At 42.3% G+C, this 17,035-nt stretch carries 14 protein-coding genes; 3 read left to right on the top strand and 11 right to left on the bottom strand.

Annotation, left to right across the window (positions count from 1 at the left end; genetic code table 11):
• Nucleotides 1-374 precede the first annotated feature (374 nt).
• The 9 genes from B9G53_RS24180 to B9G53_RS24140 form a co-directional block, all read right to left on the bottom strand.
• Complete coding sequence (locus B9G53_RS24180) at nt 375-638, bottom strand: CHAT domain-containing protein (RefSeq protein WP_217901665.1); 264 nt, start codon at nt 636-638, stop codon at nt 375-377.
• A 157-nt stretch (nt 639-795) separates the two neighbouring features.
• Nucleotides 796-1,437 carry a hypothetical protein gene (locus tag B9G53_RS24175; RefSeq protein WP_094535995.1) on the bottom strand — a complete coding sequence of 214 codons (642 nt, stop codon included), beginning with the start codon at nt 1,435-1,437 and terminating at the stop codon, nt 796-798.
• 23 nt (nt 1,438-1,460) lie between these two features.
• Nucleotides 1,461-1,910, bottom strand: a complete 450-nt coding sequence (locus B9G53_RS24170; protein WP_094535994.1) for a YbjN domain-containing protein — start codon at nt 1,908-1,910, stop codon at nt 1,461-1,463.
• A gap of 173 nt (nt 1,911-2,083) precedes the next feature.
• On the bottom strand, nt 2,084-2,527 hold the full coding sequence (locus B9G53_RS24165; RefSeq protein WP_094535993.1) for a YbjN domain-containing protein: 444 nt from the start codon (nt 2,525-2,527) through the stop codon (nt 2,084-2,086).
• 298 nt (nt 2,528-2,825) lie between these two features.
• Nucleotides 2,826-3,860: a hypothetical protein gene (locus B9G53_RS24160; protein WP_141211882.1), complete on the bottom strand. Its 1,035-nt coding sequence runs from the start codon at nt 3,858-3,860 to the stop codon at nt 2,826-2,828.
• A 25-nt stretch (nt 3,861-3,885) separates the two neighbouring features.
• On the bottom strand, nt 3,886-5,637 hold the full coding sequence (locus tag B9G53_RS24155; RefSeq protein WP_094535991.1) for an iron uptake porin: 1,752 nt from the start codon (nt 5,635-5,637) through the stop codon (nt 3,886-3,888).
• A gap of 133 nt (nt 5,638-5,770) precedes the next feature.
• Nucleotides 5,771-7,099: a CmpA/NrtA family ABC transporter substrate-binding protein gene (locus B9G53_RS24150; RefSeq protein WP_094535990.1), complete on the bottom strand. Its 1,329-nt coding sequence runs from the start codon at nt 7,097-7,099 to the stop codon at nt 5,771-5,773.
• 199 nt (nt 7,100-7,298) lie between these two features.
• Nucleotides 7,299-8,420: a non-hydrolyzing UDP-N-acetylglucosamine 2-epimerase gene (gene wecB / locus B9G53_RS24145; RefSeq protein WP_094535989.1), complete on the bottom strand. Its 1,122-nt coding sequence runs from the start codon at nt 8,418-8,420 to the stop codon at nt 7,299-7,301.
• A gap of 78 nt (nt 8,421-8,498) precedes the next feature.
• Nucleotides 8,499-9,350 (bottom strand): hypothetical protein, encoded by an 852-nt coding sequence (locus tag B9G53_RS24140; protein ID WP_094535988.1) that lies wholly within the window; start codon nt 9,348-9,350, stop codon nt 8,499-8,501.
• Nucleotides 9,351-9,835: 485 nt separating this feature from the next.
• On the opposite strand from B9G53_RS24140, the gene B9G53_RS24135 reads away from it, so the two are divergent.
• Nucleotides 9,836-11,173: a hypothetical protein gene (locus B9G53_RS24135; protein WP_094535987.1), complete on the top strand. Its 1,338-nt coding sequence runs from the start codon at nt 9,836-9,838 to the stop codon at nt 11,171-11,173.
• A gap of 71 nt (nt 11,174-11,244) precedes the next feature.
• On the opposite strand, the gene B9G53_RS24130 is transcribed toward B9G53_RS24135, so the two are convergent.
• Nucleotides 11,245-12,777, bottom strand: coding sequence for a family 10 glycosylhydrolase (locus B9G53_RS24130; protein ID WP_094535986.1), 1,533 nt, complete (start codon nt 12,775-12,777; stop codon nt 11,245-11,247).
• A 120-nt stretch (nt 12,778-12,897) separates the two neighbouring features.
• Here B9G53_RS24130 and B9G53_RS24125 point away from each other — a divergent pair, with 120 nt between their 5' ends.
• Nucleotides 12,898-13,848: a tetratricopeptide repeat protein gene (locus B9G53_RS24125; protein ID WP_094535985.1), complete on the top strand. Its 951-nt coding sequence runs from the start codon at nt 12,898-12,900 to the stop codon at nt 13,846-13,848.
• Here the strand turns inward: B9G53_RS24125 and B9G53_RS24120 are convergent, their stop codons facing one another.
• Complete coding sequence (locus tag B9G53_RS24120) at nt 13,849-15,579, bottom strand: pseudouridine synthase (protein ID WP_254923791.1); 1,731 nt, start codon at nt 15,577-15,579, stop codon at nt 13,849-13,851. It abuts the gene before it with no gap.
• Here B9G53_RS24120 and B9G53_RS24115 point away from each other — a divergent pair.
• Nucleotides 15,571-16,998 (top strand): YdiU family protein, encoded by a 1,428-nt coding sequence (locus B9G53_RS24115; RefSeq protein ID WP_094535984.1) that lies wholly within the window; start codon nt 15,571-15,573, stop codon nt 16,996-16,998. The genes B9G53_RS24120 and B9G53_RS24115 overlap by 9 nt on opposite strands.
• The last annotated feature ends 37 nt before the right edge of the window (nt 16,999-17,035 follow it).

Here is a 17,035-nt window from a genome sequence, read left to right as displayed (position 1 = left end):
GGGCGCTTACCTAAAAGCATTTTTCGTCTTGGTTTTGATTCTCTGCGTCACTTCATCTTTGACCTTCATCTTAATTCTCAAGCCTTTTTTAACTCCATTAATTTTTTGTCCTGTACTTAGCTCAATGTAATAAAAAAACTGATTCGCAAAAACAACAGCCTGCTTGTCTGCTAGATATTGCGAGAGTAGATTTAGGGTCATTAAGATTGCCCAACTATGTTCTTATGTTTCTGCCAATGGTTCACCGTCCGATGAGGGATAGATAATTTCTGTTTCTGTGGGGTTGGTCGGAGATCGCACTTCGGTGATGGCTACCATAGTTAACTCTTGGCTAAGGACTTATATAGAATTATAGGCTAAGCAAATTTATTACTTTACAATCCATTACCGATCGCCAAAAATGCTGACCAGTAATTAGGATGATTGAAATTAGGTGATTTAATCAGAGAAACTTGCGCTCGGCGTAATGCTTCTATAACCGTAACATCACCTTTTTGTAACTCGTTATAAAACGCTGCCATCAGAAAATCTCTTGATTTGGATTTGAGCGCAAAGCGATATATATCAAACCTCGCGATCGCCTTCAGCATAAAGCTATATCCCGAAAAATATGTGGTCGTTACAAAAAATATAACCAAAATCAGTAGTTATATTTGTAATCACTTGCCTTAGGACATAAAACCAGAAGACGAGTAGCGGCGCGAAGCGCCGCTACTCGTCTTCTGGTTTTATGTCCTAACAAGACTAGAAAAAGCTATAGAAGTAATGAAAAGCCTCACTCAGTGAGGCTTTTCATTACCCAAAAGGATGGACTTGCCCTAAAATTGCACCGAGGCGATCATAGTCATCCTTTAATAAAATACTAAGCTTGCGACCTGCTTGAACTAGCCAATTGCGATCGCATTTTCTCACCTGATATACATTTCGTAATACTGCAGCAATTAACTCATCGACAGGCGCATTCGTCATCTGGACTAAGGTTCTTAAAAAGTTTAACTCTTCCGTAAAGTTCTCAATTTCTGATTCTTCACAACCATAAACTGCTTGATGGATTTGGGGTGGTTGCGAAGGTAAGTGCTGATAGATATTGCCCACAGAACTAAAGCCCAGTAATACAACTTTAATTTCGGAACGGAGCATTGCAAAAATTTGGGGTTGTTGTTCGCGCAGTTCTTGTAGGCTCAGTCCTAGGGCAACAGCACGGTGAACCGAATCAATCGGTGCTGTCGTAGCATGATAAACCACACCATAGGCAATCACATCGCTATTCTCATCCTGTTGTGACTTTACCCAACTACCAAAAGCTGGCATCAATGGGAAGTCAAGATTGTCAGGTTCAAGGCATTGAGCTAAAAATTCAGTAGTAGAAGTTGCCACAACTTCAGCAAGATGTTGGGGATGGCGATCGCGACTAGATTGAGACAAAGGCAAAAACATTAACGGAATTAACTAACAAGCTTTTAAATATCAAACAAAGCATCTGCGGCTCTGCGACCACCCCAACGCTGCACAATCAGATCGTCATAGTGATCAGCACTTTCTAAAACCTCAGTCAGAGCCAGTTTAAATTCATTTTGTTGGCAAGAACCACCCAGTAAAGTTACATGAAACCTGATATCTCCTTCATCTTCCATACTAAAGCCGCCAAAGCGGAAAACATCATTCTGTTTGAGCAAATAGAGCATGAGGTCATCACTTACTTCAACATCTGTCGCCACGTAAGCCCAAATATAAATAATAGATTCTGAATCACGAAATGGTCTAATTTCCACAAGTACCGTTGCGGAACCAAACTGCAAACTAAAAATTGGATTATGGGCAACAGGATTGGATACGCGATCGCAAATTTCGGGTAGCCAAGCAGCTACTTTGTGATAACAGTCTTGTTGTGCTTCTGATTGAAAGTTCACGCCTGCAACTTACCATTTACTTAAAACCTCTAAGAGTTTACCGCATAATTACAGAGCTTTGCGCTTAAACCCAAACCAAGGAAATTTTTGAAAACGTTGCTTTGCAATGCTTTCAAAAATTTCCTTAAATCCAAGAATTGATGTTGCGGCGCTTCGTGCCGCAACATCAATTCTTAAAGACTTCTCTCTAAAGCTCTTTCCCCACCCCAAGCCTCAACGATCGCATCATCGTATTTATCAGCAGTCTGGAGAACTGAGGATACTGAGGTTTGTAATTCGTCGCGATCGCAGGTGGAGCCAACCAAGGTAGTATGAAAACGAATATCGCCATCGTCATCAATACTAAAAACACCAAATTGCAGCTCAGAATTTTTTTTAAGTAGAAATTTCATCAAATCTTGAGTGATTTCCGCTCCCGTAACTACATAAGACCAAGTAGAAATAATTGCTTCTGTATTTCCCCAAGGCAAGACTTCAACGGTAGCTGTGGCTGAGCCTAGAGGCAACACAAATACGGGCATATCGTAGGGAGGTGAATAAACATTTTCGTACAAATCATTTAACCAAGGTTGAATTTTTTCGTAACAAGCTTGCTGGATGGGTGTCTCAAATTTCATTTCCTACGATCCTATCTCTTACTTCTATCTATCCAATTTAGTGAAGACTGATTGCGCTTGAATTCAAAATTTTGGATTTATTTAATAATTGTGTTACTAAATATTAATTTTTTCCGTATTCTCTGTTACGCGATCTCAACTTGGATAGCTGTCGCTATTCTCCCAAAAGAAGAAGAAAGCGCGAAGCGCTTTCTTCTTCTTTTGGCATAATGAGAATTACAGCGATCAACTTTTTCTAAATTTGGGGTGAATAATTTTTATGAAATCTAATCCAGTTTGGACAATAGTTCTTGAGCCACTAAAAACGTCTTTTAGCAAGAGGTGAATCATCGAGATCGGGAATGATCACAGGAACTAGATTCGGATCTGAAGACTGGGTGAGTTGGAAGGATGGTAGCGAAGTTGTCGTTACAACAGGAGAGGTAATATCCGAGGCTGGGATACTAAGATTAAAGTTGCTAAATTCTCCAGTTACCGTATAAGGCTCAAAAGGAACATCAGCGACATAGTAGGAAGATTCACTGGGGTTGGTAACTCTAGCATTGGCTTGAAATGTGACAAGACGATTGTTGATATTTGCAGTACGTCCATCATTAAGCGCGATCGTGCCATTCACAACAACGCTAATATCTGCTGGGCTATCAACAGGCAAGAAAAGTCTGCATCCACATGAATCAGATTCAGGAACGGATGCAGGAAATGAAAAGGTCAGATTGGTAGTTCCTAGAGGTGTGATGACACTATTAAAGGTAATCACGGGAAATGCAGCTTGATTTTCAGGAATATTGAGAGTAAATGTTCCATTTGTAATCGGAATTACAAATTGTGGTGATGGCAATGCACTAAATGCAGACTGCGGCACATTGATCGAACCACTGCGGAAGTTTGCTGTAATCGTGGTAACTGTGCCAAAAGTTGGTTCGTCAGGGAAAAAAGGTTCATCTCCCCCAGTCACTTTAGCGATCGCTTGCAACTTTGCTGGACTATTGTTAAGTGTGGCATTTCTGCCGTCATTGAGCGAAACACTGCCATTAATGTTATCGATCTCGACACCGATCGGGGTATCAGTTACATCGATCACAATTCCAGGTTGCCAAAAAGGAAGACTAGGAGTGCCAGTTACCGCAATTGTGCCAACTGGAGTTACAAATGTGGGAATGTTACCATCAGTATAATTAGCTTTGAATCCTTCAGTAGTGTCATATCGAACCACAAAGCCACCGCCAGTGACTGGTACTGCTACAATCTGCGCTTCGGCAGAGGGCATTTGCATCACCGCCGCACCCGCCGCAACTGCGACAGCCGATATTTTGAGCATTAATGAGTTAGACATGATTTCCTCCATTAATAAATTAAAATTAGAACGAGAATGTAGTACGCAAAGTACCAACTGTAATCATGTCACTGCTACTGGTATTAACAGGGTTAAACAGAAACAAAACTCCAGGGGTGACACTGATATGATTGGAGACTCGGAAACGATAAAAAAGCTCCACATGAGTCGTACTAGCGGGTTGTGATCCAAATATGCCACCTGTACCTGAAATGGCGCTAGGCAAATTTAAAGCGGGGATACCATTTAAGCTGATGGTGCTACTGGTGATTTTGGGTGGTTGACCTACATAAATTCCCGCCAAATCACCTTCAGAAAGCAGGTTGGGCATATTTAAATATACCATCCAATTTGTGGTGTCAACCTTACCAGACAAGCCCGTACCCAGAACATTTGTCGTCGTGTAACCGCCCCAAGTTCCCAAAATCAAATTGCGACTCGCTCGCCAAGCAAGGTTAGCTCCAAAAGCATTGGTAGATAAGCGGGAGCCAAGGGAGCCAATAATATTATCCCCCACACCAGTCCCCAAAAGTGCATTGGTCGAGTAGGAATTGAGGTAATAAAGTGTAGTATCAAGGCGATCAACAGGAATCATCGCTAACTGTAAGCCGATTGTTGAGGGGCCAGCAAACAAGCCGCCACTGCCTGTAGGATTAGCAGCGCTGTCAAAGCCATTCCCTGCTGAGTAGACTGCTTGTAAGCTAGCGCGATCGCTAATCTGCCAGTCAATGCCAAGCCCCGCTTGCGTATTTCCTAACCCAAGAATGGGGTTACGTTGAGCAAAAGCCGAAATCGCTCCCTGACCAGCACTCTCATAGCGATTGGGGCCACGAAACACCGTAATCGGATTCACACCCTGAGCGCCCACAATCACTGCGAGTTTGTCACTCACCACCAATCGATAGGATAAATCGCTCAAAACGATCCGATTGCCAGTATCAGATTCATAACCTAAGCGAGTAAATGTATCGTTGAGAAAATAAGGAGGATTGCTAAACCCTGCACCCGTATTCAGATTACCTGACTGCAAGCCTGTAATTAAATAGCTGCGATCGCTAAGTTGGGTCAGCAGCGTTAGCTGTAAGTTATAACCATAGGTAAGTGTTGCCGCAGGATCGCGAGTATCTTTAACGCCATCACGAGGATTTAAATCGGCGGTGTTACCCAAGCGTCCCTGTAGACCAAAGATAGCTTGACCAAATAGCTTAGTCGTCGCCGAAAACTGCTGTACTTCAAGTTTTGTTGTCTTTGCATCTAAAGCATCAACGCGACCTCTGAGGGTGGCTAGCTCGGCAGCAAATTCTTCTTGGAGTTTTTTGAGGGCAGCAAGGTCTTCTTGGCTGACTTTATCGGCAAGTCCAGAGGAAATAATTTCATTAATTTTATCGAGACAAGCATTTACACCTGCGGCAAATTCATAACGCGCTATGTTGCGCTGTCCACGAAATGCGCGATCGGGATAGCCTGCAATGCAACCATACCGCTCAACGAGAGATTGCAAAGCGGTAAAAGCCCAATCAGTCGATCGCACATCAGATAGTTGTGAGATCGAGGTGACATTCTGCGCTGTCGTTGCATTGAGTGTTGTATTTTGCAGATCGCGAGAATAATTGAGTTTTTGTTGGTCAAGCTCATTTAGCAGTTGACTTGTTTCAGTTGGTTGAGGTTGTCGTGTAGATTTGGGAGTAGCCGAGGGTGAAGCGATCGGCTCAGCCATGACAGCACTTCCATAAATAATTGGTAAACCAAACAAAAACAAGTATAAAAAAGTTTTCATAAATTCTCCTCACATCAACGAAGCTAACTGCTTTTAAGCAATTGCACAACGCAGCATAGTACTCTCCTTATTCACAAGCGGCAAGGCTTTTTAGAGATTAATTTTTTAAGGAGATTGAAGCTTGGCTACGAACTTATCTTTTTCGATATTGTTCAAAATTATTAGGATCGTAAGTCCCACCATCAAAAAAAGTTTCTATTCCCCGTGAATTGGAGATGGGGATATTCGTATCGGGAACCCCGATCGCTTTAGCTGCATTTTTCCAAAGATCTTCACGATTTACAGCATCAATGATTTCTTTAGTCTCAAAATCAGTAGGCAAATTATTCCATCGACGATATTCAGTGAGAAACCAGAGATCGTGACTTTTATAAGGATAAGAAACGGAGATCCCATCATTTGACCAATATTTGATGGCATGAGGATTATCTATTTTCAGTCTTCTCATTTTTTGTTTAGGACTACTTTTGAAAAGCTGAGCAAACATCTTGATGGGTTGCGATATAAGATTGCGGCTATCCGTAGTAAAACTTAGGGCTAAAATCGTATCTAACTCTTGAGCATTGGCAGGATCATCACACCAGATCTGCGCTTCCATAATTGATTGGATCAGAGCTTGGGTAGCGATCGGATATTTATCGACCCAATCAGCCCGCATAGCCAGAATTTCCCCTGGATAATTTCGCCAGATTTCTCCGATCGCGATCGCAGGATCAACAAGATGTGCTTCAATTAATTTAAGACTGTTCCAACTATCTAAACATAGTAAGTCAGCTTTATTCTGTTTTACTTGTGGAATGATCTGATCAAAAGGAATCTCTAAAATATCAATATTTTTTTGAGGAATCACATCCATTGAGGATAGCCAATATCGGAGCCATAGGTCATAATTACTACCGAGTTCAGCGATCGCACCATGCATTGGCTGACCAAAGAACTTAGCGACATCCTGCCAAGGTGAGAAAGTGGTAGGTTTCAATTGAATGCCAAAGGGCTTAAGTCGTTTGGAAACAACAATATATCCACCATGAGTATGCAAGCGCATCAGCACATACATAGCGGTTTTTCGAGTATGGCGATTAATCAAGCCCTCGTTCAATAGTTCTGGCAAAGGACTATAAAAATGTCCGCCATCAATGCCATTATCGCTTGTGCCGAGTTCTGTTCCTATTTCCGTGCGATCGCAGATATTTTTCCACGATTGAAATGGAACTAGTTCCACATTAGTCATGCCATATTTAGCAAATAGTTTTTTGTTCTTAGCAACTAAAATGGGTGCAACTTCAATCGATGGAATAATACCAAGTCTTACCGATGGCACTTCAGGGCTATCCGACACCTTGGTATCAGTTTTAATCTGGAAGGGTTGGTTTGCTGATGGTTTAGCTGTACAGTTACTCAAAAATATTGTACTTGCTGCTACCCCAAAGGTTGTCAGGAGTTTGCGTCTAGAAATTTGCATAAAATTTGATCGGTTGCACGAATCTCCACCATTTTTACAGCAATTACCAATCTCTTATATAGCGATCCTAAATGAGTTGTAAGGTTTGGAGGGTTGTGAGAGTGCGCCCCGAAGGAGCGCACTCTCACAACCCATTTAGGATTGCTATAGTAGATTGAGAAGAAACTCAAAAAGCTGCGGCGCAGCTTTTTGAGTTTCTTCAGGGCAAATCGCTTAAAAATTCATGAACTATATCTAGGATACGCTGACTGGATTTGCCATCGCCAAAGGGATTAGCAATATTTGCCATTTGTTCATAGGCATGGCGATCACCTAGTAATTTAGAAGCCGCTGCCACAATATCCGCAGTTTTAGTCCCGACTAGTTTGCTTGTACCTGCGGCAACTGCCTCTGGACGCTCAGTGGTAGAGCGCAATACTAAAACAGGTTTACCAAGACTAGGCGCTTCTTCTTGCAAGCCACCTGAGTCACTCATGATCAAATAACAGCGCTGCATAGCCCCAACTAATTGTTCATAGTCCAGAGGCTCAACTAAGAAAATACGCGGATGATTGCCCAATTTTGCGATTAAAGGTTCTCTTACCACAGGATTGAGGTGCATCGGCAGCACCAGAGCCACATCTGGGAAATCTGCCAAGATCTGTAACCATGCTTGAATGATTTGCACCAAGGGTTCTCCCCAATTCTCCCGACGATGAACGGTTGCTAAGATAACGCGATGGGCATTCCAATCTAAGCCTTTAATCTCACAGTTTGGCGATCGCCCCGAAACATATAACAGCGCATCAATTACGGTATTGCCTGTATTGTGAATGCCCGATTTAACACCAGAAACTTTGAGATTCTCCACTGAGGCTGAAGTGGGGGCAAAATGAAGCTGAGCAATTTGCGACACTAAGCGACGATTTGCTTCTTCAGGAAATGGATTAAATAGGTTATCGGTGCGAAGTCCAGCTTCTACATGTCCAACAGGAATTTGCTGATAAAAAGCTGCCAAAGCTGCGGCAAAGGCTGTGGTCGTATCACCTTGGACTAAAACAATATTGGGCTGAATTTCTTTGTATAACTTCTCTAAACCGATCAAACTATTGCAAGTAATCTGGGTAAGCGTTTGCTTCGGTTGCATGATATCCAAATCATAATCTGCTTTGAGTTCAAATAACTGCATTACTTGTTCCACCATTTCCCGATGTTGTCCAGTTAAAATTACTGAAGTTTGAAACTGAGGATTATTTCTAAATAGATGAATGATCGGGGCAAGTTTAATTGCTTCTGGACGAGTTCCTAAAGTAATACAAACATGGAATTGAGTTGACACAATAATCCTTACTAAGCAAGCTTTCTGACTATGATTTTGGCATTTTATATAGATAAGTAAAAGCGGTACGAAGTGCCGCTTTTACTTATCTATTATCAATTGTGGTGAAATAGATGCAGATTTAGGAGCTTTGCTACTACCAAAGACTGCATGAATTCCTCTCAACGTGACGATAATAATCACACATACAACGACATACTGAGCAAGTTGCATCGCAAAAATTGGAGTTCTAATTAAAGCTTGCCAAGAAACTTTATTAGGGGAAAATTGCTCGTCAGAATGGAAATCGCTAATTTCTACAGGGTCAGGAATTACAGGGATATCAGAAAGAAATAGTAACTCTGAATCTTGGGCAGAAGATCTAGTATTATCTAAATCGGAATTGAGATAACTAGTTGGATTGATATTTGGTAAAGATTTAGGAGAACTGGTTTCTCCAAACATTTCATCTAGATCAGGACTAGATGCTACGGGATTTTTCTCGCTATTGCCGCGATCGCTGAAATCATTTTGCTCTGGCATAGATTTGGGCGGAAATACTGGTAAAGGAGGTATTCTAGGACTTTGTTTAGTCTCAGTGATTCCGCCATTTTCACTAATATTGCGATTTTCCTGCTCAACTAAGTAAATTTCCTCTGTCCATGCAGGTTCATCAAATCCTGTTTGTTGCCAAGATACGGTGATCCTAGAAACTGTTTTTACTTCAAGGGTGATAAACCATTTTTTGAGCATTCCCACTAGTACCTGCCGATTAGGAATTCGCACCTCATCGTCTAGTGATCGCAAATCAGACTCAATTAAAATTTCTAAGCGATCACCATCACGCTCAACGTTTGCCAACATTGCTTGAGATTTGAGCAACCGATTCATTAGCGAGGCGATCGCATTAACGTTGCCCTGTTTGGCTTGTTCAACTAGGGGATTTTGAGTCATGGCATCAACCTCAGATGCTGATTCTAAAAAATATTGTTCAGATTAAGCCAAATGTATCAGATTTTTGCAACTATATACTTGGATCCCAAACTCACATTATTTAAGTACTTGTACAAAACAAATTTAAACCCATAAAGTTACGCCCCACAGGAGCACAACTTTATGAGTTTAAATTTGTAATACATTGCGTCCATCTATATTAAATTTGCGATTTTTAGGAATTTTAATTAACAAACCCCGAAAATTGAGGGAGACACATGTGTCTCCCTCAATTTTCGGGGTTCATCTCATTTTTAGATTTTACAGGGGAAAATATTTTTAAATTTTAGGGAACCATAGAAATAGCCTAGTCGTCTTGGTTGAAATCAGTTCTTACATGGAACTACTTCCGAGCTATTTACGTCGAACTGAAGCTTTTGGTGAGCAAAGCCTTAGTTTCAGAGTTACTCAAGCACGCACAACAAATATTCAAGAAGGACAATAAAATGCTAACTCGGATCAAGCAATACACATTTAATTTGGGGGCGATCGCAATCACACTTAGTGCAACAGCGATCGCGGCATCTCCATCACTGGCTCAAACTACATCAGTACCAATTACTGGCGGTAGTTTTACAGTGAACGTGACTAATGCAGCCACAAACAACGTTAATAGCACAGCCGTAACTGTACTAACTCCAGTTGGAACTGCTCAAATTTCTGCACTTTCAGGAACTACTGCTGGAACTACAAATCTGACTGCTGGCAATAACTTTGACATTGTTGGTAAATCCACTGGCTCAGTAAATTTTGATACTGGGACAACAGCCAACTTTACAAATGCTGACACCACCATCAAAGGTAAAGTTGTTACTACAACTGCCCCTGGGAATGTCTCAGCTCTAGCAGCGCCAGCAACAGTAACAGGCTCCATCCAAAAAGACTCTTTTATCCAAGTTCCTACAGCCAACATCTCGGCGTTGCCAGCCAATACTGTCGTTATTCCTATTACTAGTGGGAAGTTTGATGTCACCCGCTTTAATGATGGCACAACAGTTGGTAACAGCATTCCTACGGTGCTTACTCCCTTTGGAACCGCTCAACTCACTCAGTTTACATTTAAGACTCTTGAGAATTTGAATGGATCATCATTATTTGCTGTTGATGATGAAGTGCGTACTACTGGTTTAGCATCTGGTTCTATCCCGACCAAAGTTAGTACATTCTCTAATGCCAAGACTGCCATGGTCGGTACTCTTACAACTGCCACAGACAACAGTAATGGCTCGTTTACTCTGAAAGGCGACATCACTAGTGGCAATCTGATTGTTCCATCTAGCGCAACCACTATACCAAACACTAGCACTGAGACCATTCTCATTCTTGTCAAAAATCCGAAGCTTTTGAAGCTAGTTGGACTGAGCCCAAGTCTCTTGGCTCCTGGTAAAAGCAAATTCCTACTTGTGCTGGTCAACAATCAGGCTTTACTGAGTTATTTGGAGTCCAAAGGCTCTACATTAGAATCTACTGATCCAGTAGTTCTTGGTGATAGTAATGGTGTAGATAAGCTTGTTTTCATCAATTTCCAGAAGAAGAATCTCTACTATTTTAGTGAGGTATCTTATCAAGCTTTGTTGACAGCGATCGCTAATTCTAGCAACACCTCTACCAATACTTCCACTAACACTTCCACTAACACTTCTACCAATACTTCTACCAACACTTCCATCAATACTTCTACCCAAGTTGTGAGAGTGGTTTTTGTTGGGTTACCTAGTCGCCTAATCCCTGGTTTTGGTACAATCGCCAAAATTGAACGCCGTGAACGTGGTGATGATGACTAAATCTCAACACGAGTCTTAGGACAATTCAAACTCTAAAAAAGATAGGCAGCACGGAGTGCTGCCTATCTTTTTTAGAGTTTACATATTTGGCGAGATCGCGAAAGTGCTACTTCTTCGACTTGCCAACCAAAGGCAAAATGACTAATAGAATTAACTGCAGGTATAGCCGCCCGAATGGCTTGCATTTGTACTTCTAAAGATGGACGATTTGTAAATGGGGCATTCCATTGACCAACTAAAATCGGCGCGATCATAGTCCCTCTAGGCGCATAGTTCGCAACCCTCCGAACTTGATCTACAATACAGTCGGGCTTGCCACAAACTGCATATGCCATCGGTTGCCACTCATAGGCACTACTGAACAAGTGCCAAGGCTGCATTCGCGAGTCAAAACCAGCGCCTACGGGTTGATTGCCATCGGAGAAAAAGGCAATGCTGGCGGGAATAGCTTGACGAAAAACAGGCTTGGAGACAACATCAAGGTAGTAGGTCACACCAATAAAAGCATGACCAACCGCCAATCGCCAGAGTTCACTTTGCCAATAGGTGATCGCAGGTTCTTTTTGATCAGATGGTTGGCGACCTTGCCAGAGAGGTTCTGTTTCTTGGGGGTAGAGTTTTTTGACAGCTTGCAGATCTGTGGGGGTGATATAACCCTGTTTGAGAAAGCGATTAATAATTTCTCGACCTTGAAAATTCTCGGCGCGATCACGAAAAGCTTGTAATGAAGCTTGTCCATAAATCCATAGATAGCGAACATTACTCACTACCGACGACGCACCCGCGCCACGTTTATAACGCACATAATCAAATACCACTCCGTCGGGTTTGCGCTTAACGACCTCATTCACTGCTAAATACAAATCACTCTGGGCTTGATAATTGTAGGGATCGATAAATAGCTGATCTTTAGTGGGAACCTCACTCTCAGGATTTTTGCCTAAGTTCTCAACTATGGAAATTGTACTATCACCATTAGCATTGCGAGCGATCGCATTTTGACGGGCTACGGTTAATTTCGATAGTCCATTGCGATCAAAGCCTCTACCATAGCCAGTTCCCACATTCATCGTAAATATCCAAGCATGAACCTTAATTCCCCGTTCTCGACCTTTAGCGATCGCCAGTTTTAATAAATCTGCATTTTTATGCTTCTCAGATTGCACAAGGGAATTCCAAGCCGTCGTATTCTCTGATTGTGGTAATAGAATCTTGCCATCAGAAAGAACTTCTATAAATACTTGGTTATAGCCCTTATTCACTATCCGATCCATCACTTCGTCCAGTTTGCCAGACTGCAAATCACAGGGATATAAACGCAGCCAGATCCCTTGGGTTTTGAGCCAAGATCTTTGACGACAAGTGTTGAGAGATTGACCATGCTCCTTCGTAATCGCTTGATATTCTTTAGTTGCTGCTAAATTTGCACTTTTAGTTGTGTTTTGAAATGCAGCAATACGCAAATTTTCTTTGGTAGCGATCGCCTCACTTGCAAATTGACAATATTCACCAACTTGAGCAAAGCCTGACTGAGAAATAGTCATCCCTAATAAATGAGTGGCTATGGCGATGGTGAAGACTTTAGTTTTGATCGGTGCTGACATAACAGTTTATAAATGATGCTGAAATTGCAGCAATGTTTTGGGGAAATATGGTATTAGATTTTTGACATAGCGCCAAGCACTGTAGCAGAAATTCAAGTACCATAGCTGACTTTAATCGCCATGACCGATGTTATCAATCCATCAACCGTTGAATCACCTGAGACTTATTTACAGTTTGGCGATCGCTATTACCAGTCTGGTAACATTCCTCTTGCACTAAAAAATTATCAACGTGCCTTAGCCATCAATCCAGAATTTGCCCCCTCCCATGAGCGGATTGGAAAAATCTATCAACAGCAAGGGGATTTGATGGATGCGATCGCCAGTTTTAGTCAAGCCGTGCAACTCGATCCGCAATTTTTAGAGGCGCAATTAGGATTAGGTAATGCTTACCAACAAATGGGATGGTCGGAGCTAGCGATTACACATTTTCAACAAGCACTGGAATTGCATCCCGATCGCTTTTTAGCAGAATACCATTGCAAACTGGGGGATAGCCTCAAGGAGAGGGGCAGAATTACAGAAGCATTAGCTAGCTATGAAAGAGCGATCTCCACAAATCCTGATGATGTTAATGGCTATCGAGCGATCGCTCAAACGTATTTTCAACAGAACGAGCCAGAATTAGTCAAAGCTATCTATGAAAGGGCGGAAGACCATAATTCAGAACTTCTACAAGCTAAGGACTACAACGCTCTAGGTGTGGCATATTTACAAAAAATCACGGTGATTGACTCGGATCAGCAATCTCTAAAAGAGGATTTAGAAAGTAACGCGATCGCCTGTTTTGAAAAAGCAATTCAAATCAATCCTACCTATGCTGATGCCCATTGCAATCTTGGTAGTACCTTCATTCGCAAAAATCAGCTTAAAGATGCGATTCTTGCCTATAAAGAAGCGATCGATATTGACCCTAATTTTGCCCAACCCTACTTCAATCTTGGCATTATCTTAAACAATATTGGCAAAACTGACGAAGCGATCGCCTGTTTCCAATCCGCAGTTGATCTTGTTCCCAATTGGGTAGAAGCAAAACAATATCTTGGCACACTGCTAGCGAGAGAAAGCTAATCAAAACGGAACAGGGATTTGCAAATGGATACACTCTTGCGATCGCGGATGGCTGAAAGTCAACTCGCGCGCATGGAGATGTAAGCGATCAGTTGCAGCAAGACAACCATAAAGGCGATCGCCTAAAATTGGTATTCCTAAACCTTGAGGATCAGCAGAGTGAACTCGCAATTGATGAGTTCTCCCTGTTAAAGGAATAAATTCTATACGTGAATAATTTTCGACCTGTCCTAGCAAGCGAAATTCGGTCACGCTGGGCTTCCCCCTTGGCAAATCTACCTGTTGATAGGGGCGATTTTCGGGGTTGCCCCATAGTGGCAAATCAATTATCCCCTGCTCACGCTCAATCTTGCCTGATAGTAATGCTTCATAAATTTTGTGGGTTTCTCGCTTTTGAAACTGTTCACTCAAACTGCGAAGAGATTCTAAATCACGGGCAAATAATAGAATTCCTGAAGTTTGGCGATCGAGGCGATGTACTGGATAAATGTGAACGTCTGCACCGAAAGATTGACGTAATCGGCTTAGCACACTGTCTTGAGTGTCTAGATAACGTCCAGGGATAGAGAGAAGTTCTGGAGGTTTAGCGATCGCAATTAGATGTTCGTCCTCATAAATAATTGGAAGAGATCCCCCTAAATCCCCCTTAAAAAGGGAGACTTGATTATCTTCTTTCCTAAAAAAAAGAAATAGTTCTTCTCCCCCCTTTTTAAGGGGGGCTGGGGGGGATCTTCTTCCCGACAATAGAAAGCCCATCAAAGGCTGACACCTTTCTACACAAGCTCCATAAAACTCACCCTGAATTTTATAACCATCGAGCGAAGGATTTCCCCACCAAAACTCTGCCATTGCTATAGGTGTCAAGTTATGGGTTGCGGCATAGTGCAGTAACTTCGGAGCGCAACAATCACCCATTCCCGTAGGCATCGCTCCTTCCGTAATTAACTCCCGCAGCGATCGCGTTTCTCCTGCGAAATTAGTTAACACATAAGTATTATGCAATTGCGCTTGCAAAGTGCGCGATAACTCTCGCCGTTGTTGTTTGAGAATTTGCATTTTGCTGTCAGCCAGCGTAATTATTTCTTTTAAGGGCAACAGAACCTGATCGCGATCGCATTTAAAATCACGTCTTACTATCTTTTCTTGTTGACTTTCCCTATCCAATTTTTTGAGTGCGATTTCCAACTCTTTTCCTGTTAAGGATGCTAATAATTGAGATCGCTTAGCATGTCTTTCTTGTTTAGAAACTTGATGGCGATCGCTTAAAGCTTGAAACTGAGATTCATATTCTTGAGATAGACTCTTATATTGCAGCCGCTCAGGAATCTCGCTTAACTCGATTAATTCCTGTTTAATGGTCGCTAATTTGCTTAATGTAATTGATTCCTCAATCGCCACTTTCTCTCGACCTGCAATTGGGGAAACCCATCCTTCGAGATCACTTTTACCATTTAATAATCCAGAAAAGGCTTTGAGAACTAATCTTTCTCCCGTTGATGATTCTGCAAGCAACACCCCGTACATTTTTCCTTCTGCATTATCAGGATAACTACGTTTAATTTCCTGCATCAGATTTTGAGCGATCGCCTCTACTTGCAAAGTTCGTGGCAACCTTAATAATTCACCACTGTAGGGACAAATCCCCTCATAAACATAGGTTACGACTTCTGAACCAAGTATCATGGCAGAAGCATCTAATATTTTGCCGCCTATTTCTTCGATATGAGTCACCCTAGCAACCCTTTCCTTAATCTCAACTACGAACCCGCGATCGAATCTCTAGCAGACTATCACGATGTCGTTACTGCTGCCGAATTTCCAATGCACAAGTTGCGGTGGCGTAATGATGATATTTTGCCCGTCCTTGGACTCAACCCATCACAGGTCAGCGACGATGACTTTATTGAAGCCTTTGGACATTTTCAAGCCGTGCACCCATTCCTAGCATTACGCTATCACGGCTATCAATTTGGCGAATATAACCCCCAACTCGGCGATGGACGAGGCTTTATTTATGGGCAAGTGCGTGGTATCGATGGTGAACTCTATGATTTCGGAACCAAAGGATCTGGTCGTACTCCCTATTCCCGCAGTGCGGATGGTCGGCTCACCCTCAAAGGTGGTGTGCGTGAAATCATTGCTTCAGAAGCATTGCATCGTATGGGGGTAAAAACTTCCCGTTGTCTCAGTCTTGTCGAAACAGGCGAAGACCTATGGCGTGGTGATGAACCATCGCCAACACGCTCATCGGTAATGGTGCGCTTTTCGCGATCTCATATTCGTTTTGGTAATTTCGAGCGTCTACGCTGGATTAGACGCGCTGATCTTACCCGCCAATTATTAGACCATGTTCTCCAAATTTACTATCCGCAATTCTGGGGGAAAGAGAATCAAGATGGCATTTTTTATTTGGAACTCGTACAAAGAGTAGCCACTCTCTGCGCTCAATGGATGGCAGCAGGCTTTTGTCATGCAGTTCTCAATACTGACAACATGTCAATTACTGGTGAAAGCTTTGATTACGGACCTTTTGCCTTTATTCCTAACTATGATCCTAGATTTACGGCGGCTTACTTCGATCATGCAGGACGCTATAGCTATGCCAATCAACCTGCCGCTTGCTATTGGAACTTAGAAAAGCTGCAAGATCCTCTGAGCATGGTGATGGACAAGGACGATATGCAAGCGTCATTGCTGAAGTTTAAAGACTTCTATCGGGTTGCCTATTGTGAAATGATGCTGAAGCGTTTGGGCTTTGCTACGCTTTCCGAGCCTGAAACTGAGGATTTAATCGGTGCAACTTTGGAATTATTGTCAGGTGTACAAGCGATCGGATATAACCAATTTTTCGTCAAGCTACGTCAATCTTTCCAAACTAATTGGCGCGAAGATGCGAGTAATATTTTTGCTAAGCACGATTGGGAAATCACCGATGAGCAATTACCCCTATTAGAAAAATGGCGCGTTGTTTATCATCAGTTACTGATCCGTCAACCGATCGCTGAATTAGAAAATATTGCTCAACAACTCCAGCAATCCAATCCCACGATCATTTTCTTGCGTCCCAAAATCGAAGAAATTTGGGAACGGATTACCGTTGATGATGATTGGCAACCTCTCTATGATGCGATCGCAAAATTAAAAGAATAAGCCCTCACCACTAGCCCCTCTCCCAGTGGGAGAGGGG

It is taken from the genome of Pseudanabaena sp. SR411, from assembly GCF_002251945.1.
GTDB lineage: Bacteria > Cyanobacteriota > Cyanobacteriia > Pseudanabaenales > Pseudanabaenaceae > Pseudanabaena.
This window is presented reverse-complemented; position numbering and strand designations above follow the sequence as displayed.